Annotated in this window: 20 protein-coding genes, 1 pseudogene and 1 riboswitch; of the genes and pseudogenes, 12 read left to right on the top strand and 9 right to left on the bottom strand. The window is 65.6% G+C overall.

Annotated elements, in window-relative coordinates:
* On the top strand, window positions 1-268 hold a 268-nt coding region (locus F0Q45_RS07895), incomplete at its 5' end, for a carboxymuconolactone decarboxylase family protein (protein ID WP_373424938.1).
* Between the two features lie 365 nt (window positions 269-633).
* Window positions 634-1,035: a hypothetical protein gene (locus F0Q45_RS07900; protein ID WP_149653412.1), complete on the top strand. Its 402-nt coding sequence runs from the start codon at window positions 634-636 to the stop codon at window positions 1,033-1,035.
* A gap of 4 nt (window positions 1,036-1,039) precedes the next feature.
* Here the strand turns inward: F0Q45_RS07900 and F0Q45_RS27560 are convergent, their stop codons facing one another.
* Together F0Q45_RS27560 and F0Q45_RS07905 are read right to left on the bottom strand one after the other, a co-directional pair.
* Complete coding sequence (locus F0Q45_RS27560) at window positions 1,040-1,249, bottom strand: hypothetical protein (RefSeq protein WP_188112836.1); 210 nt, start codon at window positions 1,247-1,249, stop codon at window positions 1,040-1,042.
* A 503-nt stretch (window positions 1,250-1,752) separates the two neighbouring features.
* Window positions 1,753-3,456, bottom strand: a complete 1,704-nt coding sequence (locus F0Q45_RS07905) for a PPE family protein (protein WP_149653413.1) — start codon at window positions 3,454-3,456, stop codon at window positions 1,753-1,755.
* Window positions 3,457-3,559: 103 nt separating this feature from the next.
* Window positions 3,560-3,740, bottom strand: a riboswitch (cobalamin riboswitch).
* 120 nt (window positions 3,741-3,860) lie between these two features.
* Here F0Q45_RS07905 and F0Q45_RS07910 point away from each other — a divergent pair.
* The 3 genes from F0Q45_RS07910 to F0Q45_RS07920 all read left to right on the top strand — a co-directional run bounded on the left by F0Q45_RS07910 (window position 3,861) and on the right by F0Q45_RS07920 (window position 6,330).
* A complete protein-coding gene (locus tag F0Q45_RS07910; protein WP_149653414.1) occupies window positions 3,861-4,427 on the top strand; it encodes a DUF7676 family protein in 567 nt (188 codons plus the stop codon).
* A gap of 1,232 nt (window positions 4,428-5,659) precedes the next feature.
* Window positions 5,660-5,905 carry a FitA-like ribbon-helix-helix domain-containing protein gene (locus F0Q45_RS07915; protein ID WP_149653415.1) on the top strand — a complete coding sequence of 82 codons (246 nt, stop codon included), beginning with the start codon at window positions 5,660-5,662 and terminating at the stop codon, window positions 5,903-5,905.
* Window positions 5,902-6,330 carry a type II toxin-antitoxin system VapC family toxin gene (locus F0Q45_RS07920; RefSeq protein WP_149653416.1) on the top strand — a complete coding sequence of 143 codons (429 nt, stop codon included), beginning with the start codon at window positions 5,902-5,904 and terminating at the stop codon, window positions 6,328-6,330. Before F0Q45_RS07915 ends, F0Q45_RS07920 begins: the two co-directional genes overlap by 4 nt.
* 428 nt (window positions 6,331-6,758) lie before the next feature.
* On the opposite strand, the gene F0Q45_RS07925 is transcribed toward F0Q45_RS07920, so the two are convergent.
* Entirely contained in the window at window positions 6,759-7,115 is a 357-nt protein-coding gene (locus F0Q45_RS07925) for a DUF732 domain-containing protein (RefSeq protein WP_149653417.1), read from the bottom strand.
* A gap of 182 nt (window positions 7,116-7,297) precedes the next feature.
* Here F0Q45_RS07925 and F0Q45_RS07930 point away from each other — a divergent pair, with 182 nt between their 5' ends.
* The 3 genes from F0Q45_RS07930 to F0Q45_RS07940 all read left to right on the top strand — a co-directional run bounded on the left by F0Q45_RS07930 (window position 7,298) and on the right by F0Q45_RS07940 (window position 10,228).
* The gene (locus F0Q45_RS07930; protein ID WP_262490913.1) at window positions 7,298-8,044 is read left to right on the top strand and encodes a DUF2510 domain-containing protein; all 747 of its coding nucleotides are present in this window, start codon (window positions 7,298-7,300) and stop codon (window positions 8,042-8,044) included.
* A 406-nt stretch (window positions 8,045-8,450) separates the two neighbouring features.
* Complete coding sequence (locus F0Q45_RS07935) at window positions 8,451-9,467, top strand: DNA-processing protein DprA (protein WP_149653418.1); 1,017 nt, start codon at window positions 8,451-8,453, stop codon at window positions 9,465-9,467.
* Window positions 9,464-10,228 carry an amidophosphoribosyltransferase gene (locus F0Q45_RS07940; protein ID WP_149653419.1) on the top strand — a complete coding sequence of 255 codons (765 nt, stop codon included), beginning with the start codon at window positions 9,464-9,466 and terminating at the stop codon, window positions 10,226-10,228. The genes F0Q45_RS07935 and F0Q45_RS07940 overlap by 4 nt, the downstream gene beginning before the upstream one ends.
* Before the next feature lie 408 nt (window positions 10,229-10,636).
* On the opposite strand, the gene F0Q45_RS07945 is transcribed toward F0Q45_RS07940, so the two are convergent.
* Genes F0Q45_RS07945 through F0Q45_RS07960 form a run of 4 tightly spaced genes read right to left on the bottom strand, consistent with a single transcriptional unit; the run spans window position 10,637 to window position 13,935 of the window.
* A complete protein-coding gene (locus F0Q45_RS07945; protein WP_149653420.1) occupies window positions 10,637-11,575 on the bottom strand; it encodes a hypothetical protein in 939 nt (312 codons plus the stop codon).
* 34 nt (window positions 11,576-11,609) lie between these two features.
* Window positions 11,610-11,936 (bottom strand): nuclear transport factor 2 family protein, encoded by a 327-nt coding sequence (locus F0Q45_RS07950; RefSeq protein ID WP_149653421.1) that lies wholly within the window; start codon window positions 11,934-11,936, stop codon window positions 11,610-11,612.
* Between the two features lie 9 nt (window positions 11,937-11,945).
* Window positions 11,946-13,172: a cytochrome P450 gene (locus tag F0Q45_RS07955; protein ID WP_149653422.1), complete on the bottom strand. Its 1,227-nt coding sequence runs from the start codon at window positions 13,170-13,172 to the stop codon at window positions 11,946-11,948.
* 43 nt (window positions 13,173-13,215) lie between these two features.
* Window positions 13,216-13,935 (bottom strand): iron-containing redox enzyme family protein, encoded by a 720-nt coding sequence (locus F0Q45_RS07960; protein WP_149653423.1) that lies wholly within the window; start codon window positions 13,933-13,935, stop codon window positions 13,216-13,218.
* Between the two features lie 40 nt (window positions 13,936-13,975).
* On the opposite strand from F0Q45_RS07960, the gene F0Q45_RS07965 reads away from it, so the two are divergent.
* Window positions 13,976-14,440 (top strand): MarR family transcriptional regulator, encoded by a 465-nt coding sequence (locus F0Q45_RS07965; RefSeq protein ID WP_149653424.1) that lies wholly within the window; start codon window positions 13,976-13,978, stop codon window positions 14,438-14,440.
* A gap of 237 nt (window positions 14,441-14,677) precedes the next feature.
* On the opposite strand, the gene F0Q45_RS28605 is transcribed toward F0Q45_RS07965, so the two are convergent.
* Window positions 14,678-16,195 (bottom strand): serine/threonine-protein kinase, encoded by a 1,518-nt coding sequence (locus tag F0Q45_RS28605; RefSeq protein WP_223163886.1) that lies wholly within the window; start codon window positions 16,193-16,195, stop codon window positions 14,678-14,680.
* 333 nt (window positions 16,196-16,528) lie between these two features.
* On the opposite strand from F0Q45_RS28605, the gene F0Q45_RS07975 reads away from it, so the two are divergent.
* Complete coding sequence (locus F0Q45_RS07975) at window positions 16,529-18,169, top strand: ParB/RepB/Spo0J family partition protein (RefSeq protein WP_149653425.1); 1,641 nt, start codon at window positions 16,529-16,531, stop codon at window positions 18,167-18,169.
* A 1,135-nt stretch (window positions 18,170-19,304) separates the two neighbouring features.
* Window positions 19,305-19,817 (top strand): annotated as a pseudogene (locus tag F0Q45_RS30140) (hypothetical protein); the annotation flags it as partial.
* A 162-nt stretch (window positions 19,818-19,979) separates the two neighbouring features.
* Here the strand turns inward: F0Q45_RS30140 and F0Q45_RS07985 are convergent.
* On the bottom strand, window positions 19,980-22,823 hold the full coding sequence (locus tag F0Q45_RS07985; protein ID WP_149653426.1) for an aminotransferase class I/II-fold pyridoxal phosphate-dependent enzyme: 2,844 nt from the start codon (window positions 22,821-22,823) through the stop codon (window positions 19,980-19,982).
* 236 nt (window positions 22,824-23,059) lie between these two features.
* On the opposite strand from F0Q45_RS07985, the gene F0Q45_RS07990 reads away from it, so the two are divergent.
* The gene (locus F0Q45_RS07990) at window positions 23,060-24,535 is read left to right on the top strand and encodes a dihydrolipoyl dehydrogenase family protein (protein WP_262490914.1); all 1,476 of its coding nucleotides are present in this window, start codon (window positions 23,060-23,062) and stop codon (window positions 24,533-24,535) included.
* Window positions 24,536-24,546 lie beyond the last annotated feature (11 nt).

Genomic DNA, 24,546 nt, shown 5'->3' on the forward strand with positions numbered 1-24,546 from the left:
GGTAGCCGGGCTCAGCGTCGAACAGGTGGCGGCGGCACGAAAAGCCGACGCCGATGACCCCAAGACCGCGGCCATCCTGGCCTTTGCAGTGACAGTGAACGAACAACGCGGACAAATCGACGAGTCCGCGCTTGACACCGTACGGCGCGCCGGCGTCAGCGACACCGAGATCGCGGAGGTGATCGGCCATGTCGCCCTCAACGCGCTGACCAACTACTTCAACAACGTCGCGCAAACCGAAATCGACTACCCCCTGGTATCTGCCTGATCGGCCCGGCTCGGCGGAGCCGGCCCAGATCTTGGTCTCCGCCGAGCAGGTCGATTGCTTGACCCGGGGGACCCGTGCGGTCGGATCGCGAAGCATTCGAACCCGCCTGTCGCCCCCGAGCTTCTCGGACTGGGAGATTGCGGTGATTGCGCAATTCTTATGGTCGCCCATGGCCGTGCTATCGAACTGTTTTCCGGCGCAGACGCGCCGGCCGCGGCCACGCCGTTAGGCAACACCAGCCGGTCATTGCCGGCAGCGCTCGAGTCGGCGTCACGACCGGGCACCGAGTATGCCCAGCGCCCCGCATCGACATCGGTCAACAGAACGAAAAGACCCCGAGTTCGGTCAGTTCCGTTGGCCCCGGCATGGGCCCGGCCGCCGACGGAGTGGGCTCCTCCAACAGGCGCATTCATGTCCGCTTCACCCCGGCCAAGCTGAAGGCGTTCGTCGCGGCGCCCGAGGAAGGCAGCCGTTCGGCGGCATCACCTCGGCTGCACGTGAACGATGACCGACCGCACCGCCGAGGGTGGTGTAATCAGGTCGGGGGTCTCGGGCGAGATCGGTTCTGGTGCGCTTCCCGGCCTTGCGCGGTTGCTGCCGAACATCCCGCGACGAGGGTGATCCCGCGCTACCTGCCTCTGGCCGCACGACTGGCCGCCCTACGTCACGGTGAACTTGACCTGTCCTTCATGGACGAGCACCCTGCCGGAGCCGAGTTCGACACCACCCTGCTGGCACGCGAGGCCCTTGGTGTCCCTCGAAGTTGATCCCCTAGGGCTGGATGCCGCGCCACGCCACCGGCGACAACCAGATGTGGTCGTCGCGGCCCAGCGCCACGTGCGTGGTGGGGGCGACGCCGGCGAGCGCGGCATACGCTTCGTTGGGGTCAGGTCCTTCTTCGGCATCGCAGGATGGCGCAGACCTCGGCAGCGAAGCCGCGCCGAGCGGCCGGTGGTCCCACGGCGGGGGAGCGGAGCCCATCGGCCGGTCCGTCTCGCATGGTGATGTCCGTTGCCAATCTACTTGTGGCAGTCTCGGCGCTCTGAATTGCAGTGCCTCAGTTAGAGTTAGATTGGCAATCCGGGGGTCGTGGGTTGCCAACCCATCTGAGGTAACCCGTCGGCTTGCTGTAGCTGCGGCCACGCCGCTTCCGGCCAGGGCGGTTGGTGCCTGCGCGTTGCCGCCGTAGCTCAGTTTTTCGGAAGACCGATAGAGCTGGGGCTTGGTAGCGCCCCTCGTTCTGCGGGAATACTCGGGGGAGGGCGGTGCTTGATTTCAGTCAGCAGCAGCCAATGACTGGGCGTGCACTTTGAGGTCTGACGTCCGAGGTGCTTTTGGATGCTGCGCACGATCGACTCGTTAGTTTGGCTATTGCCAGAAATTTAATTCAGCAGCGCTAGGAAATTGCCTCCCTGCCAACGCTATTGCGATCGTATGGTCAGGGCGGTTGCGGTGATACCGGAAACCCTGCCGAACCGGTGTCGTCAGCTGCGGTCGACGCCCCAGGTGCCGGGCATCAGTGGCATGGTGGGGCCGCCGCCGAACGCATCGCCGGCCACCGTGCTCAACCCCGCCGGCTCGCTGGCGCTCTTACCCGCGGTCCCGGCGAAACCAAGCCGTCCCGCACCCTCGTTCGAGACCGTCGACGCGTCGGCGCGCCCGTCGAGCTCTGGCTCATCGTCGGTCTCCGCCTCCAGATCCATGTACTCATATCCGCGGCCAGGCTGTGTGAGTTTTTGCCGCCGGCTCCGTCGTGCCTGAGTCGCCTTGTCGGCAACGGGCGCTGACTCGGGGACGACAGTGTCGTTCAGTGCCGTGGATTTCGTGCTGCGAGTGCTGGCGGCCCTTCGCGCATCCAGGTCGAGTCCACCCACCAGGTAGGCGAAAGCCTCCATGCCCGTACCGACCGGGCCTGGCGGTACACCCAGCGGTGGCGTTGCGGCAGCGGGCGGCGTTGGCGGCGACGCCGGCGGAGGTGCGGCGGTTACCTGCGGCGGGCTAAGGGTCAGGGTCGAGGTCGACAAGCCGGGAGCCAGGGCGGCTCCAAAGGGCGGCGCGGCCAGCGGCGCGACGGGGGTCGCGCCCGGCAAGGCGGCCAAGCCCGCCAAACCGGCGAGGCCGGGCGCCAGGCCGCCCGCAGCGGCCAGAGGCACCGCGGCGGCGGACAGCAGCGGAAGTATTACCGGGATCAACGCGACTGTCTGCTGGACGAGATAGTGCAGCAACTGAATGGTGTTACCGATGGTGGATCCGATGATCTCGACCGTTGCCAGCGGTACGACGAAGACAAGAGCTTGGGGATTGAAAACGGCGGTATAGAGGATCGCGAGCAAGTCGTCGATGATGACGATGCTGGTGAAGGCTACGTAGGAGCCCGGGTCCAGCGGCACCGCCAGGACATAAGCAATGCTCAAGGGGTTGAGGTAGCTCAGCGGGTTTCCGGTGAACGCTAGCCACGACCCGGGAACCCCGATCGGGGGCAGCACCGACGACCCGTTCAAGCCGCTAAAGAAGTCCTCGAACGGATCGGTGACTTCGGTGAAACCGATCTTGTTGAAGAACGCCAGTATCTCCTGATAGAGCGGGTAGTCGTCGGTATTGGGGTAGGGAACTTTCGGCACTAGGCCTTCGAGGAAGCTCTGCAGCTCGGTGAACCAAATCGCTGGTGCGGCTTCGGCGGGCGGCGCGGCTGCCACCGCAGAGTCAGCGACCGCCTGGTAGCTGCTCATCACGGTGGCCGCCTGGATCCACATCCGCGCGTAATCGGCCTCGTTCAGGGCGATCGGGATGGTGTTGATGCCGAAGAAGTTCGTTGCCACCAGCGCAGCGTGGGTCGCGTGGTTGACGGCTAGCTCGGGCAGGGTCGGCATCGCGGCCAGCGCGGTGAGGTAGGCGGCGGCAGCGATTTCCTGTTGGGCGGCCATTGCCGCGTTGTCGGTAATGGCCTGCGTCAGCCACGCCAGATACGGCGCATGCGCGGCCACGTACGCCTCGGCACTCGGACCGTCCCAAGCTCCCGCATGTACGGCGCCCAACAGCGCGGTCAGCTCGTTGGCCGCCTCGGCGTAGGCCGTGCTCAGCGATTCCCAGGCTTCGGCTGAAGCCAGCAGCGGACCCGGGCCCGGACCGCTGGAGAGCAGCGCCGAATGCACCTCCGGAGGGGAAGCGATCCAGATCGGGGCGGTCATCGGTGGCTGATCGCGATCGGATGCGACGACGCAGCGGTTGGATGTTCGAACGGGACGTGCAGCGCCATAACCGGCCAGCTCTCTCGGGGTGCACCGCCCCGGATTCGCAGGACGCGATGACGCGAGTCTCCTGGCTCTCGGATCGCAGTTCGCCTCGCCTTCCAGCCTGGCGGCCGTGGCGTGTGAGGGTCGCTCCCCGATGACAGTGGCGGGACCGCACCGGATTTGCACCGGTTTCCTCTATCGTCATCGCCTTACGGGTGACATTGTCGCATCACGACCGTGCTGATTCACATCAATTGACGCCACCGACGTGCGGCGGACAGCGACTCCCGGCGATCCGACCGCCCGGGCGGCGACTGCGTGGTTAGCCTAGGCTGCTAGCCGCCGAGGAAGGGGGCGTCATGACAGATGTCAACGCCGATGCCAACACCGTCGTCGACACCGAAGACGGCGGACGAGAGCATCGCTGGCCGCTGCCTGCTGACGAGCAACACCTGCTGGACTTGATCCATCTGTGCTTCGGCGAATACTGGGACGAAATCTGGTTCGGCATCATCATGGAGGGCGCGGCCTGGGAGGTGGCGGCGCCCAACCCTGCCAAGCGCATCTCGATGTACGACGGGTACGCGACGGTCGACTTCGGCCGCTGGCATTTTCACCTCTGCATCGGTGAGCACCGGGAAAGCGGACCCGAGCGCGGCCGAGTCCGAAGGTGCGCGCGCGCCGAGCTGTATCGTCGGCTCGGCGGCGATGGGTTTCCCTCCTCATGGGGTGTGCGGCTCTACAACGGGCGTGACGAACAGATGATGACAGTGATGTTCCCGAACCCATTTCTGACTAATGATCAGCAGATTCGCGACGAGCCCGCCTGGGGGCAGTTGGAGTTGTGGGACCGGGTGCGTGCCGACTATCTGGGGCTAAATCCTGACTCACTTGACCGCGCTGGCAAAGGTTTTCGGCACGGTTGACTCGGTTTAGCCGTCGCGGTCCTCGCCGCGCCGTCATCGAGGTCCCGCGCGACTGTTGGATTGCGATCACCCGGCCGATCGCGAAAGGCCCTCCGTGCCCGCCGGCGCCCCGGCAGCCAACGCGCCAGCGATCGCCGCCACCGCCGCTGCTGACCGGTTGGTGCCTGCGGGTTGTAGCTTGGCAAAGACACGCCGATGCCTCATATAGTGTGGCAATGCCTCAGATCGAATGACAACGGACAGGTGAACCAGGATTTGCCGCCGGGGTTATCTGATGAATCAACCTCCATGTAGTTGAATCGTGACGCGTCCGACTCGATTCCGGTTGCGCTCGTGCGTATTACGGAAGCGGCGCGAGCAGTAGATCGTACGGCACGCTACGCATTGCGGAGCGATTTACCGGTAACCCCGCATGTTCGATTCCTTCGTATTCAATTGCCTTGCATGGCCGGCGTATCAAAGCGAAGCCGACGAGCGCCGTGCGAACTGTGCTGGACAAAGAGCGGTGCCGTTCTTCAGGACGAACCGTGGTCTGGTGACGGGAGTCCCGGTGAGCTGATCCGCTTCATGCCATGTTGCACGGGTTGATATTTGGTCTCGGGCTTGTTCGGATTGTACTTGGTGGAAAGCCGCACTGTGGTTTGCACCCGCACCAGTTCGAAAGGGTTTCGCTCAGGGTGACCCGCTCGCCTACCTCGCGAGCGGCGGTAGCTGGCCGACTACGGGTGGACAATCCGTCACGGTGACGAAATAGGCTATATAGCAGAGTGTTTCGGAAGCATTCGCCTTGATTCTGATGCGTAGTACTCATCATCATCGTCGGCCCTCACCGCAGACATGTGGCGATGAACTCGGGTCGGTATCGCACCGCCCACGCCGGTCGTGTCTGCGGCCCCAACATCGGCGGTTCTCTGATAGGAGCGGGGGGATCGGCTGCTGCTGTTGTTATCTGCTTCTTATCGGTGATCTAAATGCGTTGGCCTGCAATCTATTTAGCCGTTGGTGGTAACCCGCCCTATTCGATTCCGCCGTATTCCTCGCATCTGACGGCTTACCCGACAGGCGCGGGTGGTCATGGGCATTCGCAACCCACCAACCGACCGTCCTCGTTTCGGCTACTTGCTTGAGGCGCATCTGGCCGCGCGGGCGAAGTTTGCTGCGCAGCCAGAGCGTAATGCCGCCATTGACTGCTAGCATTGACTGCAGTGACAGCAATAGGCGAGGAGTAACTGATGGCGACTTTGACGATTCGTGATTTCGATGAGGAGCTCAAATCTGCGCTGCGCGTCCGTGCTGCACAGCACGGACGCTCGATGGAGTCAGAGGTGCGGGAGATCTTGCGGACGGTATTGGAGCGTCCGGCAGGTGGTCCGGGGATGGGTACGCGGATTCGGCAGCGTTTCTCGGAGACTGGGGGTGTGGACCTTGATCTGCCCAGCCGCGCCGAACGCCCTCGAGCGGCGGTCCTTGACGAATGATCGTCCTGGATACCAACGTCATCTCGGAGCTTGTTCGTAAAGCTCCAGACCTGGGCGTCGTTGGTTGGCTCGACGGCTTGGATGCGTCCGACGTAATGCTGACGGCGGTGACGGCGGCTGAGCTGTTGTATGGCGTCGCCCGATTGCCGAACGGCCGACGCGGACGGGAGTTGCGTGCGAAAGTCGACGGACTGCTGACAGAGGAATTCGGCGACAAGATTCTGCCGTTCGACGTGCTGGCCGCAACCCACTACGCGGATATCGTCGCCAGTCGGGAGCGTATCGGGCTCCAGATCAGCATGGCCGACGGGCAGATCGCCGCAATTTGCCGCAACTGGAATGCGGGACTTGCGACCCGCAACATTAGCGATTTTGTCGACACCGGCATCGAACTGATCAATCCGTGGGACTTGGGCACACCATAGCGGCTCTTTCAATGTGCGTCGTACGCCGGCGCAGCGGAACTCCGACTAGACCAGACAACGAAAGCTATTGGGACACAATTGAAAACGACGTACTTTACCTGACATAATATCCGTTATCAGCGAAATATGTTGTGGCGCAATGTATCTCGTCTATAGTATGCAGACCCGGTGGATAAAGCTGGGCCTTCGTCCCGACGGTCACACTGCCGGGACTGATGCTCCGGCCCGCTCAAGCCGGCCGGCTGCTGAGGGCAACGCAACGATGGATGACCCCCATGCGTGCGTGCGCCCCGGAATCAATAATTGCCCTGTAGAGCGAGCAGCGCATTTCCCGTTGTGTACCCCACGGCTAGCGCAAATCGTCACCGTGACGAATCGGATCTCTCAGAGACGAAACGCGGCGGGGAATGCCGATACTACTTCTCAGCTCAGTAGTTGCCGTTGAACCCGCTGTCCTCCTGGTGAGCGGGGCAATATGACTGCACCGCGTAGACACCGAACAATCCCGCGTAATAGTTTCGATTGTCGCCGTACATGGCCAACCGGTCGAGAATCATGCCTCGGACCGCTAGGAAGCCGTAACCTTGATCGAGCATTGAGCAGACCGAGCGACCCGTCTTGACGACGACCTCAGGGGTAGCGTCAACGAGTGTGGAGAGGCTCGGGTAGTTGATGGAATGGATGTTGCCAAGTAATTGACTGTCGACAGTGTCAGCATGTGCTGAGGTGAGGGGGACGGTTATGCTGATGGCGATAGCCGCGGCCGCGAACATTTTGGAACCCATTGCTCCTCCAGACTTCAATCCCACTCCGCCAGTTTCCTATACCTGACGCCACCCTGCGCCAATTCACCCGGGGTTCCCAGTGGGGCGCGGATGATTTTGCAACCCGCGAAGGTCTGACCGCTCCCGGGTAGACATTGGCGATGAGGTGATCGAGTCTCGTCTGGTCGCCCGCTTGGCATGCGATGCCAACGACGATCACCCAGCCCGGCGTGGATCGCGTCCCGTCGATTCCTGCGGTGACCGCCGTCTTTCTCGCCGGTCAGAACCAGCCACCATGCTGCGCAACCGTCGGTGTCGGTGCCCCCGCCTATATTTCGCCCCATGTTCTGCTTCACACCCAGGAGGATCTGATGACCGGCGCGCCGCTGCCCGGCTGGTACCCCGACCCGTCCGGCGCGCCGGGCCAGCGCTATTTCGACGGCCAGCAGTGGACCTATCGCGCGCCCCTCCCGCCGCCGACGCCTCCCCCGCCGCCGTCGATCGTCATCCACAACACCGTCGGCGCCCCCGCGCCGTACGTCGTCGCCGCAGGCCCCAACCACGCCCTGCATCTGGTCCTGACACTGCTCACCTGCGGGATGTGGCTGCCGGTATGGCTGATCGTGGCTGTTGCCAGCCCGCAGCGGGTGCGGGTGGCCGGCCGGCCCGCTCCTTTCTCTCATACCGCGCTGATCATCGCCGCGGTGTTCGGCGGTCTGCTCCTGCTCGGGCTGGCGGTCAGCCATCCTGCGGTGTTCATCGCGCTGGTGGCTCTGGCGGGCCTGGGTTACCTGAGCTACCGGGCGTATGAACGCGCCGTTGAGCGCCGTGCGGAGCAGGACAGGATCGCAGCCCGCGCCGACGGCCAGCACCGGGCGTTCCTGTCCGGTGACCCGTGGGGCACCTTCGGCCGCTATCCGCCGGTGCCACCGCCCGATCCCCAGCGGTAGCCGCCCGCCGCCCTCCGGGAGCACTTGGCACGGCAGTTGATGTCGCTGGTGGCCACAAGAAGCGTCGAGACGCGCTGCTTACGTGCTGCCACAATGCTTTTCGGGGCTGGCCGGGGGTCATTCGAATGCGGCTCCTCCCCGAGTTCGAAGACATCGGCCCGGGCCGCCATCTAGCAGGGACGTCCCAGGTCACGTCGGGCCAAACGCGTCGCACTGCGCGACGGCCGGCCCGCCGAGGGCGGCGAACACGATCCCACGGGGTGGCCGTCACCGTCTGCAAAGCTGACGGTCGCGCGCGTCAAGCGCGCGCGGCGTGCCCGCGCCGTCGATACGCTCAGGAATACACTGCGAATCAGCCGGGTCGCTCGCCCAGCACACGGCGTCCGGGCAGGGAGAGGAGGCGCCGATGGACGTGAGCTGGCCCAGCGGCGCCGCCCAGCCCAACTTCGGCTCCGCCCCCACGCTGGGGCCCGTCGGCGACCCATCCGCCGACGAGGAGCGGGCGGCGCTGCTGGCGCTGCTGGAGGAGCGGCCCGCCCTGGCCGGCGAACGCGCCGGCAAGACCTCCTGGTCGACGATCGCCTCCGAGGTCACCCTGCGCGGCTCGGCGCTGGCGCTCTGGCACGACCTGCATCCGCCCACCCTGGACGGGATGGCCGAACCCGGACTGCAGCGGGCCGGCCAGCAGCTCGCACAGTGGACCGACCCGGCATCGGGCTTCGACCTGGTAACGGTCCTGGATGCGCAGTATCCGACCTGGCTGCGCGGGATCCACCAGATGCCGCCGCTGCTGTTCGTAGCAGGGGAACTGCGGGCCGAGGAGCGCGGCGTCTCGGTGGTCGGATCGCGCGATGCCACCGGGCGGGGCCGCGCCCTCGCCGCCCAGATCGCCGAGGGGCTGACCGAGCGCGGGATTGCGGTGATCTCGGGTCTGGCGGCCGGCATCGACGGCGCCGCGCACGAGGCCACGCTGCGCGCCGGCGGGCGGCCGATCGGCGTGCTGGGCACCGGGATCACCCGGGTCTACCCGGCCAGCCACCGCGAACTGCACGAGCAGGTCGCCGCCGCCGGCGCCCTGGTGTCGCAGTTTCTGCCGGACGCGCCGCCGACCAAGCAGTCGTTTCCGATGCGCAACGTCACGATGTCGGGGCTGGGGCGGGCCTCGGTCATCGTCGAGGCCGGCGAGCACAGCGGAACCCGCATCCAGGCGCGCGCCGGCGTCGAGCACGGCCGCCCGGTGATCCTGACCGACCTCGTGGTCAAGGCCACGACGTGGGGGAAGGCGATGCGGGAGCGCCCCGGTGTCTACGTCGCCGGCAGCACAGCCGAGGTGATGGACATCGTCGAGGGCATCCTCGACGACCACGACAGCGACGACCTCGACGTGGCGGCACCCGCGGCGGGACGGCCGAGCCGGCGTTGAGCGATCGGTGCGACCCGGTCGGCGAGACCGCGCGACTGCTCGTCGGCCAGGCCGGCGGCTACCTGCGCAACGTCATCCGCGAGCCCTTCGTCACCTGCGTCACCTGCACCACGCCGGTGGACGGGTACGAGCGCTGCTACCGCTGCCAGCACGACCGCTGCGCCGGTGTGGCCGCCGATGTCGTGGCGCCACTGGTGTACGGGATCGAGCGCCGGCAGTCGGGCATGGTGTTGCGCCACTACAAGGACGACCCCAGCGCCCAGGCCAGGCGCCAGCACGCACGTGTGCTGCGCCGGCTGCTCTACCTGGGGATCACGCGCCATCAGGCGTGCATCGAGACGCTCGTGGGACAACCGGTCAGCGCCCGGGTGGCGGTGCCCTCCCTGAACCGCCGGCCCGGCGTGCATCCCTTCGTCGCGCTCGCGGCGGCGATGAAGGCCACCGGCGAGGACCTCACCCTGTCACCGGCGGCGGGCGCCACCGGCGAGCGGCTGGCGTCGGCCACTCAGTTCGAGGTCACCTCCGCGCGCGGCCTGACCGGCCAGCACATCCTGGTGCTCGACGACACGTGGACCACCGGATCGCGGGCGCAGTCCGCGGCCCTGGCCTTGCGCGCGGCCGGCGCCGGGCACGTCAGCGTGATGGTCATCGGCCGGTGGCTCTCCCCCGGCTTCGGCCGCAACGCCGAGTTCGTCAGCACCCGCCTGCGCCGTGAATACGATCCGGGCATCTGCCCGGTCACCGGCGGTGCGTGCCCCTGACTCCTGCCCCAGGAGTGACGTCGAGTCTGACAACCCGTCATCCGACGTCGGCGCAGAAGGCATCTGTCCGTTCTCATTCACTGAATCTGGGGCACGCTATGTCCCCTGGCCTGCGGTGCCCCAGTTTGGATGAGAATCTGGGGTCGCGTGTTTCTCATTGAATCTGGGGCAAGTCGGTTTCCTGGTGGCGCCGCGGCGATCTTGACGCTCACCGGGTCTGCCAGCGCTTTCGACCGCAAGGACACCTCCGAAGCGATTCATCGGGTAGTGGATGCATCGTTGAGGGCGTGGCCGGCAGTGCGGCCTGTCTGAGCAGGTGTTCACGCGAGACCATGTCGAGGCCGGCTGTCGGTCTCGGGATGGGGCTCGGCTCGCTCAGGCCCATGAGGGTGCCGGGACCAGACATAGCTATGTAATGTTGTTCGCGCTGCCGGTTAAAGTCGGATCGGCGGAGAACGTTTGGTCTGAATCGGCACTTCGCTGGCTACGTTGAGCGCGCATTATCGTTACGAATCGGTAGCCAGTAAATACGGCGAAGAATCCCATGGTCCACATCACGACGTTGGCGACGGTGGGGTTGTTGACTGCGCTGAGGAAATTCTGCACGGCCATCACCGCCCAGAAGAGGATAGGTGCGCCGTCGGTCCAGTCCAGCCGCTGGGTGCCTGCTCGGCGCATGGCATCGCGACCGAGCCAGGGAACCATCACGAAGGTGAATGCCAGCATGGTGATGAACACGTAGATGAGCCAGCCGGTGGGGGCAGCCGGATCGCCCAGAAACATGTCTTGAGCTTGACGCTGGGCGGAGTGGCCGACCCAGCGATAGAGGTCGTGTTTGACGCATAGGTCGTTGCACATGAACATCAACCAGGAGTGCACGAAACCGTAGAGCACGCAGCGCCATACGTTCTGCCACCACGGCGTGTCGTGCGGGTTGACGACCACTCGGCCGTCCAGCGCGAGGTTCACCGCGGCGTAGGTCGGCCAGAGGATGACCGCCATGCAAAGCGGGACGGCTATCGGCACACTGCCAAGGTGCACGCTGAAGATGGTGTAGTTGCCGTATCGAAGATCGCCCCAGATGAATCCGCCATGCATGATGTTGATCTGCTCGAAGGCCCACTCAATGACGCTCGCGACCGCGACAAAGGCCGCCATCAATTTCCAGTCGAGGTGCTTGAACATGTGGGCCAGCAACAGCGCCGCCATTGCGGCCACCGTGGCGAGCATTCCTGCCGGTGGAAGCATTTGCCCCTCGGGCATGATGACGGCCCAGACGCTGATCGCCAGGTAAGCGATGCCTGCGATCGCAATCGTTTTGTCGAGGGCGCTGCGTTGTTTGAGCATTCCGGACCCTTCTGGTCAGTAGACCTTGGCCTGCCTAGCGGTAATAGATGTCGAGTCGTTCGATCAGATTGGCTCTGATGCTGAAAATATCTGCGGCGTAGACGTATTGGTCGGTTTGCGCGAGGGGGCTCGATGCGCGTATCTGGATGATCTGTGTGTCGCCGTCACGGAACGACGTCTCGATCTCGGTGACGGCTTTTCCGGCGAATACCACGCTGCGGTAGAAGTTCGCGATCTCGTGCGCGCCGACGAAGGTGCCCGCTGGGTGTCGCAGCGTCGCCGCGTGAGCAAAGAGCGCCATGAGGGCTTCGATGTCGGCGCGGTTGACTGCGTCGATGTAACGTTCTGCGATGCTTGGCATGTCTTTGCTTCAGCGCGGATCGATCGTGATGGGCATATGCCGCACTCCCGTGTGTTTGTTGCTGCGGGCGTATTCGATCGGGCCGGTCAAAGTGACCGCGCCGACTCGGTCGAGCAACACGTCGAAGAGCACCCGTATTTCCATCCGCGCTAATGAGGCGCCGAGGCAGAAGTGTGTGCCACGGCCGAAGGCCAAGTGCGGGTTAGGGTTACGCGTGATGTCGAAGCGGTGTGGATCGGCGAATACTGCCTCGTCACGGTTGGCCGAGGCCCACCAGAGACTCACCTTGTCGCCGGCGGCGATGTGTTGGCCATGCAGCTCGACATCGCGGGTGGCAGTTCGTCGGTTATAGGGGGTCGACGATGCCCAGCGCAGCATCTCCTCGACAGCGGCGGGTAACAGCGTCCTGTCGCGGCGGACTGACTCCCATGCTTCGGAATCGTCGATCAGCGCTGACATTCCTAGGGCGATCGAGTTCCGTGTTGTCTCACTGCCCGCGGCGATGATCAGGCCCAGGAAGAGCTGCTGTTCGTTGTCGGTGAGCGGCTCGTCATCGATCACCGCGTGGGTCACGACCGACAGCAGATCATCGGCCGGCTCGGTGCGCTTGCGTTCGAGCAGATCGGTGCCATAGCTGAACATCTGCGCATGCGCTTGCGTCACGCGGTCGTTGACCTCGCCGACCTCTCGGTCGTCATAGTCCAAAGTCACGTTGGCCCAACCCATCAGCTCGTGGCGATCCTGCTGCGGCACACCCGCGAGCTGAGCGACCGCCTGCAGCGGCAATTCGGCTGCCACGTCCACCAAAAAATCGCATTCACGTTTGGCCAGCGCCGCCTCGACGATGCCGACGGCACGGCGACGTAGGTCGTCCTCCATCGCCCGTAACGCTCGTGGTGTCGTGCTCGGCGTCAGCAGCTTTCGGAATTTCGCATGACGGGGCTCGTCCATCATGTTGAGCAGCGCCCCGACGACGAATCCCAGGGGCATGTCCTCCAGCGTGGTGCCACCGCCGTTGCGGCCGCCGCCGGTCTCCGAGGAGAACGTGGCTAAATCGGTAGCGACAGCAACGATATCGGCGTATCGGCTCAAGACCCAGAAACCCTCACCGCCTGGGGTGCTGGCTGTCGGCGGATGAAACCACACCGGCGACTCGCGGCGAAGGACGTCGAAAACGCCGTGCGGGAACCCGGCCGTGAAACGGTCCAGGTCTGTCAGGTCGATGTCGTCGTACATGGGCCCTTTTGCCTTTCAGCGGCCGAACCAACGGTGGTCGTCGTTAGTCGACCGCGGCGGCCGTCGCGCGCCAGGCGTCGAAGCCATTCCAGACCAGTTTGGCACCCTCCGACATGCCTAGTGTGTGTTCGCGTAATCGGTTGAGCCCGTTGGGGGACAGGGCAGCCTTGGCGGCGTGTGCCTGAAACTCTGCCCCGTGGTCGGCATCGAGTTCGGCGTGCATCGAAAACCAGGTTAGTTGCTGCGCACTGAACTGGTAGTTACTGCGCAGCGCATCGAAGATCCGCTGACAGAACTCCGCGTTCGGGGCTTCGATGCTCAATCCGTACGCGGCGAGTTCGACGTAATAGTCCTCGGCGGCAATTGCGCGGCCCTGCGCCACGTAATCACCCAGCGGTGACGTCAGGGACGCGGCCTCGGTGGCATCGATCCCGAACGCGGCGAGCAGATCGAAGAACACATCCATATGGCACTTGTTGACCCCCGAAATGCGACCCGTTTCCTCCTCATAAAGATTCTCGGCGAGCTCGCGGCGCACTTCAGCGTCATCGGGGCTGTTGGCGTAAAACGTGCCGAGGATTGTTCGCCCGTTGCGGGTCGCGGCGTAGAAGACCCGCGCCCACCGCTCAATTTGGTCGCGGCTGAGTTCGCCGGCCTCGGCGGCGGCCAAGAAATCGGCATCTAGGATTGAGAGCTTCTTGTCACGGATCTCGGTGTTGAGATCGAGGAGGAAGGCATTGACGTCCGTTGCGGTGGTCGACATGAGGCACACCTCTTCTCGATAGTTATGGAATCATAACTGTATGAGTCCTCGCCTGTCGAAGTCAACGGTCACCACGATCGTGCGATTGTCCAAGATCATCGAGATCGTGCTGGTCGACTTCGGCTTGACGCTCAACCAGTTCCGTCTTCTCTCGCTCGTCGAGGAGGGAGTCACGTCGTCGACCGAAGTGGGTGTACGACTGGCGATGAAGGCGCCCAACGTAACCGCCATGACCAACGGGCTCATCGACCGCGGGTTGCTTGTCCGTGTGCAAGACAGCGAGGACAGGCGAAAGGCTCACCTGACGTTAGCCGACGACGGCGCGACCCTTCTGGCCAAAGCAGACCAACGCTGCCACGAGGCGTTGCTGCACGTGGTCGAGCACGCTCAGGCCTCGCCGAATCTCCTCGACCAACTCGACGCGTGGCTACCCGTGCTGCAGACAACCGCAACCGATCTTCGAATCAGTTTGGCCGAAGGCTCTCAACTGTCCCAAGACAGGTGAGCCGGCCCTCGCCCGATGACAACGCGCGTGGGAACCACAGGCCCGATAGCGCGATGACTCCTGTTCGAGCCACCCTGGCCGCCTACGGCGGATTGTTTCGCCGCTCGGTTCACTGCTCTGGGGGTGTTGAACTCCAAGTCCACATCACTCGCCACGACCTGCCCAGCCGACACCGCCGACGTCAGCACACACAAACGCTAAGCCCGGTGCCCCAGATTCAATGAGAAAGACACGCGCTTACCCCAGATTCGATGAGAATGCCCCAACTACCGTGAGAACGGACAGCATCACCGTGAACGACAGCGGTTCCTCTTTGGTCAAAGGCCAGTCCGCATGGAATAGATCAGAACCGCACAGCCGATCAGGGTCAGAATGAAGACCGTCAGTGCCACTAGCAGCGACAGACGTTCGGCCAAGGCGCCGCTTCGCTGCGTGTACTCGGGCATGCGGTCTCGCGTGGTCCGAGGCTCGGGCATCCGCGGCCCGGAAGTTCCTGTTCCCTTCGTGGTACGGGCAGTGCGCGGCGCGGCCGCGGTTGGCCTCGCCGGTGTTTTCTTCGCACCCGCCCCGGCTTGCTTCGGTGGCGTGGTCGTCGCGGCACGTGCGGCAGGCGTTGAGGATGCAGTGCTTTTCCGCTTGCTGGCTGCAGGCGGCTTCTGGGCGGTTGGTTTCTTCGGCTCGCGACCCACGGTACCGACCGGCTGGGGCGGTGGGCGCCGGTTGGCGATCTTTTTTGGCGGCGATCTCTTCGCACCCGCCACAGCCTGCTTCGGTGATGGGGTCTTCGTGGCGCGTGCGGCAGGCGGCGGGGATGCGGTGCTTTTCCGCTTGCTGGCTGCGGGACGGCTTCTGAGCGGCCGGTTGCGTCGGCGCGCGGCCCGCGGTGTCGGCATGCTGGGGCTCGTCGTAGTGGGTAGTAGCGACTTGTGCCGTCGCCAACGCGAAGGCGCGCGCAAAGTCGGCGCAGTTCTTGAAGCGACTTTTCGGGTCCTTGGCCAGGGCGATCGCAAGAGCGGGATCAACCGCAGCCAGGTGGGGCTGGGTGTCGGCAAGAGCGGGCGGCGTCTCGCTGAGGTGGCTGCCGATGACTACCGCTGGATTGGAATTGGGGAAGAGTAGCGATCCCGTGAGCAGTTGGTAGGCCGTGACCGCCAACGCGTACTGGTCCGCGCGACCGTCGATATCGTGGCCCCGTAGCTGTTCGGGGGCGGCGTAGGCGACTGTTCCGACCATGCAGTTGGTCGTCGTTAGCCCGCTGATGTCCTTAAGGTCACGAATTATCCCGAAGTCAGTCAACAAGATTCGCTTCTGATCGGCACTGATCATGACGTTGGCCGGTTTGACGTCGCGGTGTAGCAGGCCAAGTCCGTGGGCATAGTCCAGGGCGCCAGCAACCGCTGTGACAACGTTCGCGACTTGGCGCGGGTCCAAGCCAGAGCGAGACTTACTGGCCAACAGCCGTGCAGCATCCCGACCGTTTACATAATCCATTGAGATCCATAGCTGCCCGTCATCTTCGCCACGATCGTGGACGCCGACGATATTCGGGTGCCACAGGGTGGACGCTAGGTCTGCCTCACGCGCAAATCGAGTTCGATACGCGGTATCGGAGGACACGTCCCGCGGCAACACCTTGAGCGCATCTCTGCGTGGCAGCCGAGGGTGCTGGGCCAGATACACCTCGCCCATCGCGCCAGACCCCAGGAGACGCAGGATTCTGTATCCCGCAAAGGTCTGACCGTTGGCTAACGGCACGGGGCGGATACTACCGACGCAGCGCGTTGCGCCCTATCCACGCGCTGGGCGATCGTGACCGGCGCCCCCCGGGGGCCTGCCCAAGCCGCTGTGTGTTTTTGCCTTCTGGCTTTCGATCATGGCCGGCGGCCCGCTGCGCGCAAGGCCACGGCCTCCGCTTCGCTACGGGCCCGAGGGCTCGCACAATGCCCGCCCGCTCGCGCGCTCGCGGTGAGCACTGTGCGCCCGGACCTTGCACTGCGCTGGGCCTGTGCCGGCCAAATCTTCAACTGCCAGAAGGCAAAAAGAGCAGGCGGCCCGCCAGGGACGCTGCATAGGAAGAAAGGTACCGACATGACCGACACCCTCGCCCCCGACACCGGGCACACACCCGGCGAGCACCCCGGCACCATCGAACACGTGGACCCCCATGCGCTGATCCTGGACGCCAACGTCCGCGACGAGGCGGCCCTCGACGCGCGGTTCGTGGCCAGCATCGGTGAGCACGGCGTGCTGATCCCCATCGCCGCCGTTCGCGGCGAGGACGGACGGCTGCGGGTGCGCGCCGGGCAGCGCCGCACGCTGGCCGCCCGCGAGGCCGGATTACCCACCGTGCCGGTCTATGTGCGCACCGCCGCGGAGGCCGACGAGACCGCGCAACTGGTGGCGCGGGTCACCGAGCAGATCGTGGAGAACGACCAGCGCCGGCAGCTCACCGACGCCCAGCGGGCACGCGGTATCCAGCAGATGATCGACGCCGGAGTCTCGATCCCCCGGGTCGCCAAGAAGTTGTCGGTGCCCAAGGACACCGTGAAGGCCGCCGCGGTGGTGGCGAAGTCCGACGCGGCGATGCGGGGCCTGGCCGAGGGGCAGTTCAGCCTCGATGAGGCGGCCGCGATCACCGAATTCGAGGACATGCCAGGCGCTCTGAGCCGTCTCACCCAGGCCGCGGGCACCGCGCGTTTCGAACACACCGTCGCCCAGCTGCGTGAGGAGAAGGCCAGCGCCGAGGCCGAAGCCCAAGCGGCCCAAGGCTTTGTCGAGCGCGGCTTCACCTGGCTGTCCGACCGCCCGCAGGAGTGGGACCCCGACTGCATCCCGCTGTACCGGCTGCACACCGCCGACGGCGCGCCAGCCGACGAGCGGGCCGTGACCGATCCCGCGCACTGGGCCGTGCAGTTCTACGAGGCCGACGCTGTCGTGGATGTGCAGACCGGCGCCGTCGTGGATGAGGACGACGTGGACTGGGACACCCGCGACGACCCCGGCGCCACACCGGCGGACGGGTTGCGCCACGCCGCGACCGTCACCGAAGCCACCGTGTTCGTGCCGCACTACTTCTGCCTGGACTACCGCGCCGCCGGGCTGACCCCCGACCCGTGGTTTGCCCGCAACGCCGGAATGGTCGACACCGAGGCCGGCGACCGGGGCGAGCCCGACGCCGGCGCGCGGGCGGCCGCGCGGGTCAGGGCCGAGGCCGAGCGCGCCGAGGCCGACAAGCGGGAGCGGCGAAAGGTGCTGGCGCTCAACAAGCTCGGGGCGGCCGCGCTGTGCGTGCGCCGGGAGTTCGTGAGCAGGCTGCTGGCCCGCCGGACACCACCCAAGGGTGCGGCCATCTTCGTCGCCGACGCCCTGGCCCGGGACAGCTACCTGCTGACCGGGCACAACAACGCCGAGACCATCGTGGCGCTGCTCGGCCTGGACGGTCCGGGATCGGTGGCCAAGGTCGCTTCTACCCTGCCGGCAAGTGGCGATGCCCGCGCCCAGGTCCTCACCCTGGCGCTGGTCCTGGGAGCGCTGGAGGCCCGCACCCCCAAGGAGGCCTGGCGCAACGCGGCGACCGGCCATTGGTCACAGCACGTCACCTGTGCCGACTACCTGCGCTGGCTGGCCGCCAACGGCTACACGCTGGCGCCGGTGGAGGAAATCATCACCGGCGCCCAGACCGCCGACGAGGTCTACGAGCAGTACCTGACCGAGGCAGCCGGGAAGTAACGCCGGGGCCGGTGGGGTCGGGGCGCAGGTCTGGCCCCACCGGCACGCCCACCATCGAGCCCGCCGGGCCTTCGCCCCGCCGCGGGCCCGCCGGGGTTCGCGAATGTCCCGGGGGGCCGCTCACCGGCCAGGCCCGAGAGGGCCGGTCCTTCCGGTCAATCCGCGAAAGGCACCGAGAAATGGGCGGCGACGGCCAATATGAACAATTGCTGAGAATGGGCAACGACGCTTATGCAAATCGCAGGATACGACGAACGAACCCGCGATCCACCACATTCGCGGCAACCGCTATAACCGCCCACGTCGATGCCGTCGAGCGTTTACCAACCCGTCTTCATCGGGCGGGAATTGTCGTGAAATCGGGCGCGGGCAAGACACATTACCCGCCCCGTGTGACACCGGTGCGCGCACCTGTGGATAGGTTGCGACCGGTGGATGGGGCCACGCCCCACCCCGCGCAAACATGCAGCAAAGGCGGGCAGACAGGCGCAGCGCCATCCTGCGGCCGGCCCCGTGTAAAGGGCGCGGCGAACGGCCCCATGAGGCGCCCCGAATTCCCCCGCAACAATGGCCAAAGTTTCTTCCCGTGGATGTGGCATAAGCCAAAACCCGCCAGTAATCTTTTTCTTATACCCACCGGTGAATAAACCCCAATTCGAGGAGGTCATGAATGCTGCCCATCACCGTCCGCACTGCTCCAACACGCACATCGTGCACCGCGATATCTCGGGGGCTAGATAAAGCCGGAATCCGCCACACCGGAATTTCCCGTTCCCGCGGCCCGGTGCAGGGCCTCGATGCCGGCGGCGGTGTGCTCGAGCAGCTGGCCGCGGGTGTCGACGATCCGGTCGAGGGGGTCGACGGGGTCGAGGGGGTCGACGGGGTCGAGGTCGACGACGCCACCGGTATCGGCACCGGTGGCGCGGGCGGGGCCGGCGGCAACGCCGGGCTCATCGGCCACGGCGCCAGCGCCGGGGCCGGAGGCAAAGGCGGCACCGGTACCGGGGACGGCGGGACCACCGCGGTCGGCTACGGCGGGGCCGGCGGGGCCGGCGGAATCGGCGGGGCCGCCGGGTGGCTGTACGGTACCGGCGCGATCGGCGGGACCGGCGGCGCCGGTGGCACCGGCGCCGCTGTAGGCGGCATGGCCAACGGCAGCCAGGGCGGCACCGGGGGCAACGGCGGCGCCGGAGGCGGCGCCCACCTGTTCGGCAATGGTGGCGCGGGAGGACAAGGCGGCGGTGGCGGTAACGGCGGCTTTGGCGCCGGCGGTGTCGGCGGGGCAGGCGGCAACGCGGGCCTGATCGGAAACGGCGGCGTCGGCGGGCTGGGCGGCGCTGGCCGCCAATTCGGCCCAATCGGCGGGCTCGGAGGCAACGGCGGAGTCGGCGGTAACGGTGGCTGGTGGTACGGCGCCGGCGGCGCCGGCGGAGCAGGCGGGGCGGGCAGCGACGGCTTCGATGTCGGGGGGCCTGGCGGGACCGGCGGCAACGGTGGCAACAGCCGACTGATCGGCGACGGCGGGCCTGGCGGGCACGGCGGCGCCGGCGGGAACGGTGGCCTGCTCTCCGGCGCCGCCGGGGCCGGCGGCGCCGGCGGCAGGGGAGGGCAGCTGTTCGGCACGCCCGGCGCCAACGGGGCGCCGTAGCGGGCAGGTGCTGCGCAGTTGCCGCCGCGCGATGCAGCTAACGACGTGGTCACCTCTGCACTCGACTAATTCGTCGAAACACTCTATGCTGCAACTATTTTCGAGTTGTCTTCGACCAGTGCCGAGCCGAGCGAGGCCAACCTCCCCATCGCGCCGGCTCTCTCACGCGTCCTCGGCAAAAGCCCCCACGACGCCGTCCCCGTTGAGAGCCGACGCGTCCGGTGGTACCTCGAAGGCCGGCAGCGCGTCGCCGGCGGCGGCGGCGACGGCGGTGCGAGCCGCCTCCATTCGTTTCAGGGCAGCGTCGGTAAACACCGACAACCCGAGTTCATGGTTATAGCCGTGGATTTCTTTGACGTCGAGCTGCGCCAGGAAGTAGATGATCTCCTTGGAAACCACCTGCCCAGGTACCAGCACCGGGAAACCAGGCGGGTAGGGCACCACGAACGTCGTCGACACCAGGGCTCTGCCCTCGGCCAGCCGCCGCCCGGCCATCCCGATCTGCACATATTCCCGCTCGGACTCTTCGTAGCCGGCGTAGAAGGCAGCCCGCGTATCGCCGTACACGCTGTTGTCAGCAGGGCGGAACGCAATATCGAACTCACTAAAGTCGGGTAGGTGCGGCAGATCCTGGGTGATCTCCTCCACCCTGCGCTGGTGCAACGCCCAATCAGCAGCACTGGCCGCCTTCTGAGTCCGCTCAAAGTCGGTGGCGATCCGGCGCAGCACGTCGAGCAGGTAGTGCACGCTCGACCACGTCACACCGATGGTGAAGATCAGCAGCACGCTGTTGATCGACGTCTTGTTGATCTGGATGCCGAACCGCTCCATCAGGATCTTTTCGCGGAAATCGTATCCATTCAGTCCGGTCTTGCCGATGAACAGGGTGACCCGCGTCGCGTCCAGCACGAATTGGTCGGAACGCCACGCCTCGTTCCACTCGGCCAGGGCACCCTGGCGGACCTGACGGTACGAGCTGACCGAGGAAGCCCGGTACTCCTCGGGCACTAGGTCGGATTCGTCAAGGATGCGGAACCACTTGCTGATCAGCCGGTCTTTGCGAACGCGGTGCCGAAACACCAGCGCCATGTCGTAGACCTGGCGGACGAGTTGAAATCCCTCGATGTCGACCTGCCGGCGCGCCAAGTCCAGTGAAGCCAGCAGTTGCTGGTTCGGCGATGTCGAGGTGTGGGTCAAGAACGCCTCACCGAACGCGTCGCGGGCCAGCGCGTTGAAGTCCTGGTCGCGGACGTGGATCATCGACGCCTGCCGCAATGCCGACAACGACTTGTGGGTGGAGTGCGTCGCATACACCCGCACCCGCGCGCGAGCCGGGTCGGGCAGCAACCGGCGATCAACCCACTCCGACCGGTCGACGCCTTGCATCGATACCGACCACTGCCGGAATTGCTGCGCGTATTCTTCTGACACCAACTTGTTTTCGAGATGCTCAGCAGCCACCATCGCGGTCCGTTGCCGGGCCCACGGAACGGCGGTGGCAAACGCATACCACGCCTCGTCCCAGAGGAAGCAGATGTCCGGCTTGATCGCCAGCACCTCCTCCATCACCCGCCGCGGGTTATAGACAACGCCATCGAAAGTGCAATTGGTCAGCAGCAGCATGCGGACCTTGTGCAGCTGCCCGGCGGCCTCCAGGTCCAGCAGTGCCTTCTTGATCGTGTGCAGCGACACCGCCCCGTAGATCGCGAACTGCGGCAGCGGATACGCATCCAGGTACAGCGGGTATGCACCGGCCAACACCAGGCCGTAGTGATGCGACTTGTGGCAGTTGCGGTCGATCAGCACGATGTCGCCGGGCCGGGTCAACGACTGGACGACGATCTTGTTGGCCGTCGAGGTTCCGTTGGTGACGAAGTAGGTGTGGTCGGCGTTCCAGGTGACCGCAGCCTTGTCCATCGCCTTCTTGATGTTGCCGTGCGGGTCCAACAGCGAGTCCAGGCCACCGGAAGTGGTCGAGGTCTCGGCCATGAAGATGTTGCGGCCGTAGAACTCGCCCATGTCGTGCAGCGACTTGGAGTTGAAGATGCTGGCGCCGCGTGCGACGGGCAGCGCATGGAACTGTCCGACGGGTGCGGCCGCATAGGCGCGCAAGGCGTCGAAAAACGGGGTGGCAAACCGGTTTCGCAGCCCGGCCAGCACCGTGCTGTGCAAGTCGGTGACATCGTTGAGGCGGTAGAAGGTCCGATCGTAGACGTCGGGCTCGTCGTCGGATCCTGCCGCGATCGATTCGTCGGTGAGCAGGTAAAGGTCGATGTGTGGCCGCAGCTCTCTGATCCACTCGCCGCATTCGATCCAGTCGTGCGGACGATCGGGAATGACCACCCCGCCCTCCGCGTCGTTGGGCCCTAACAGCGCGTTCATCAGCGGTAACCGGTCACGCGAGCGCAGCGGCAGGTCGTGGCGGATGATGGCGGCCTGAATCTCGCCGTTGAGCGCAACCGCGGTGATGGCGTCCTCGACACTGGGGGCGACCAGGATCTCGAACTGCACATCGTCGGCCGGGTTGCGCAACTCCCGCAGGCACTCGACCAGGCTCTCCGGCGCCGTCGGCGGCGCATCATCGGCGAGCAACACGGTATAGAACTGCTGCTGTTTGGCCTGGGCCACCAGCTCCTGGTCGGCCAGCGGCGCCGAAATGTCGAATAACGCTGTGCGGTCGCCATATTCACTGAGCAGGCGCACCGCCAGCGACACCTCTTCGGTGAGCCGCACGGTGGACTTGCTCTCCAGGTGAGCGCGGAAGGCCGCCAAATTTTCCGCTCCCGGATACAGCCAGTACCGCTCGTAGGCGCCGATGCGGTCCATCAGCCGTTTGACCTTTGCCATGTCGTGGGTGGTGTCCAGCCCGGCAAGGTCCACTTCGGCCAGGTGACGGCAGGCATCGTCGAGCAGGTTCCAGGTGTCGATGCGTGCGTACGACGGGTTGGCGACCGCAGCCAGCGCAGAGACGCGAAGTCGTCGGGGCTGGGACCTGTCTCGATTCATGTCGTCACCTGTTCTTGTGGTGCGGTAGCGCCGTCGGTGCAATGTGACGGTGTCCGGCTGCGGCAGCGCATGCCGCGAGGTTACGCCGTCGATCCGACGAGCGGGAAGGTGTTGTCACGTGGTCCCGCGGACCGGGTCGGCGCCGACGACCAGCTCCGACGCGAGCGCCCAGGCGTCAAGATGGGCGCGACAAGGTGGTGTTCGAGGGGCCAATGCCTACACATAGGATTTCGGCCATGGCGGCCGACCAACAGGAACAGACATACGACCAGACATTCGACGTAGTGGTGCTCGGAGCGGGTCCGGCGGGCCAGAATGTCGCAGACCGCGCCCGGGCAGCGGGCCTAGAAGTCGCGATGGTCGAACGCGAGCTCGTCGGGGGCGAGTCTTCGTACTGGGCCTGCGTGCCCAGCAAGGCGCTGCTGCGTCCGGTCCGCGCGGTCTCCGACGCCCAGCGAGTCGATGGCGCGCGCGAGGCGGTCAACAGCTCGGTAGATGCGGCCGGTGTCTTCGGCCGCCGTGACCGCTACGTGAACGACTGGGACGACACCGGCCAGGCCGACTGGGTGTCCGATATCGGAGCGATGCTGGTGCGCGGACATGGACGGCTGGACGGTCCGCGACGAGTTGTCGTCACGACACCCAGCAGCAGGGAGGTGGTGCTGGCCGTCCGGCAAGCGGTTGTCATCTGCACCGGAAGCCGGTCCGCTATCCCAGACTTGCCCGGCCTTGCCGAAGCTCGACCGTGGACCAACCGCGAAGCCAACGACAGCAGCGATGTCCCGAACCGGCTCGCCGTTGTGGGGGCCGGCGGCGTGGGTGTCGAAATGGCAACGGCCTGGCAAGGATTGGGCTCAAAGGTGACCTTGCTGGCCAGAGGCTCTGGCCTGTTGCCTCGGATGGAGCCCTTTGTGGGCGAGCTTGTCGGCCGCGGTCTAGCAGACGCGGGCGTGGATGTGCGTATGGGTGTGACAGTCCGCGAACTCAGCCGGGCTTACCCCTATTGCCCACTAGCGCTCGCTTTGACCGACGGAACCGAGCTTGAGGTCGACGAAATACTCTTTGCCACCGGCCGGAAACCCCTCACCGACCATATCGGTTTGGAAACCGTCGGATTGACCCCGGGCAGCTGGCTCGATGTCGATGACACCTGCCGGGTGCGGGCCGTCGACGATGGTTGGCTCTACGCGGCCGGCGACGTCAATCACCGTGCGCTGCTGACCCATCAGGGTAAGTACCAAGCACGCATTGCCGGTGCGGCCATCGGCGCCCGTGCCGCGGGCACGCCGTTGGATACCGCGCAGTGGGGCGCTCATGCGACCACCGCAGACCATCGCGCCGTGCCGCAGACCCTCTTCACCGACCCCGCAGTCGCCGCGGTGGGGCTCACGGAGGAGCAGGCGGTGCAGGCCGGGCACCGGATCAAGGCCATCGATGTCGAAATCGGCGACGTCGTCAGGGGAGCCCAGCTCTATGCCGACAGTTACACGGGCCGGGCGCGAATGGTGGTCGACGTCGATAGCAGCCACCTGCTCGGCGTGACCATGGTCGGCCCGGGCGTCACGGAGATGCTGCACGCGGCCACCATCGCCGTCGCCGGCGAGGTGCCCATAGACCGGTTGTGGCACGCCGTGCCGTGCTTCCCGACCGTCAGCGAATTATGGCTAAGACTTCTTGAGGCCTACCGGGATTCGTTTTTCGTGGTCGTCTAGAATTAGGAAGC

It is taken from the genome of Mycobacterium simiae (genome assembly GCF_008370645.1).
GTDB lineage: Bacteria > Actinomycetota > Actinomycetes > Mycobacteriales > Mycobacteriaceae > Mycobacterium > Mycobacterium simiae_A.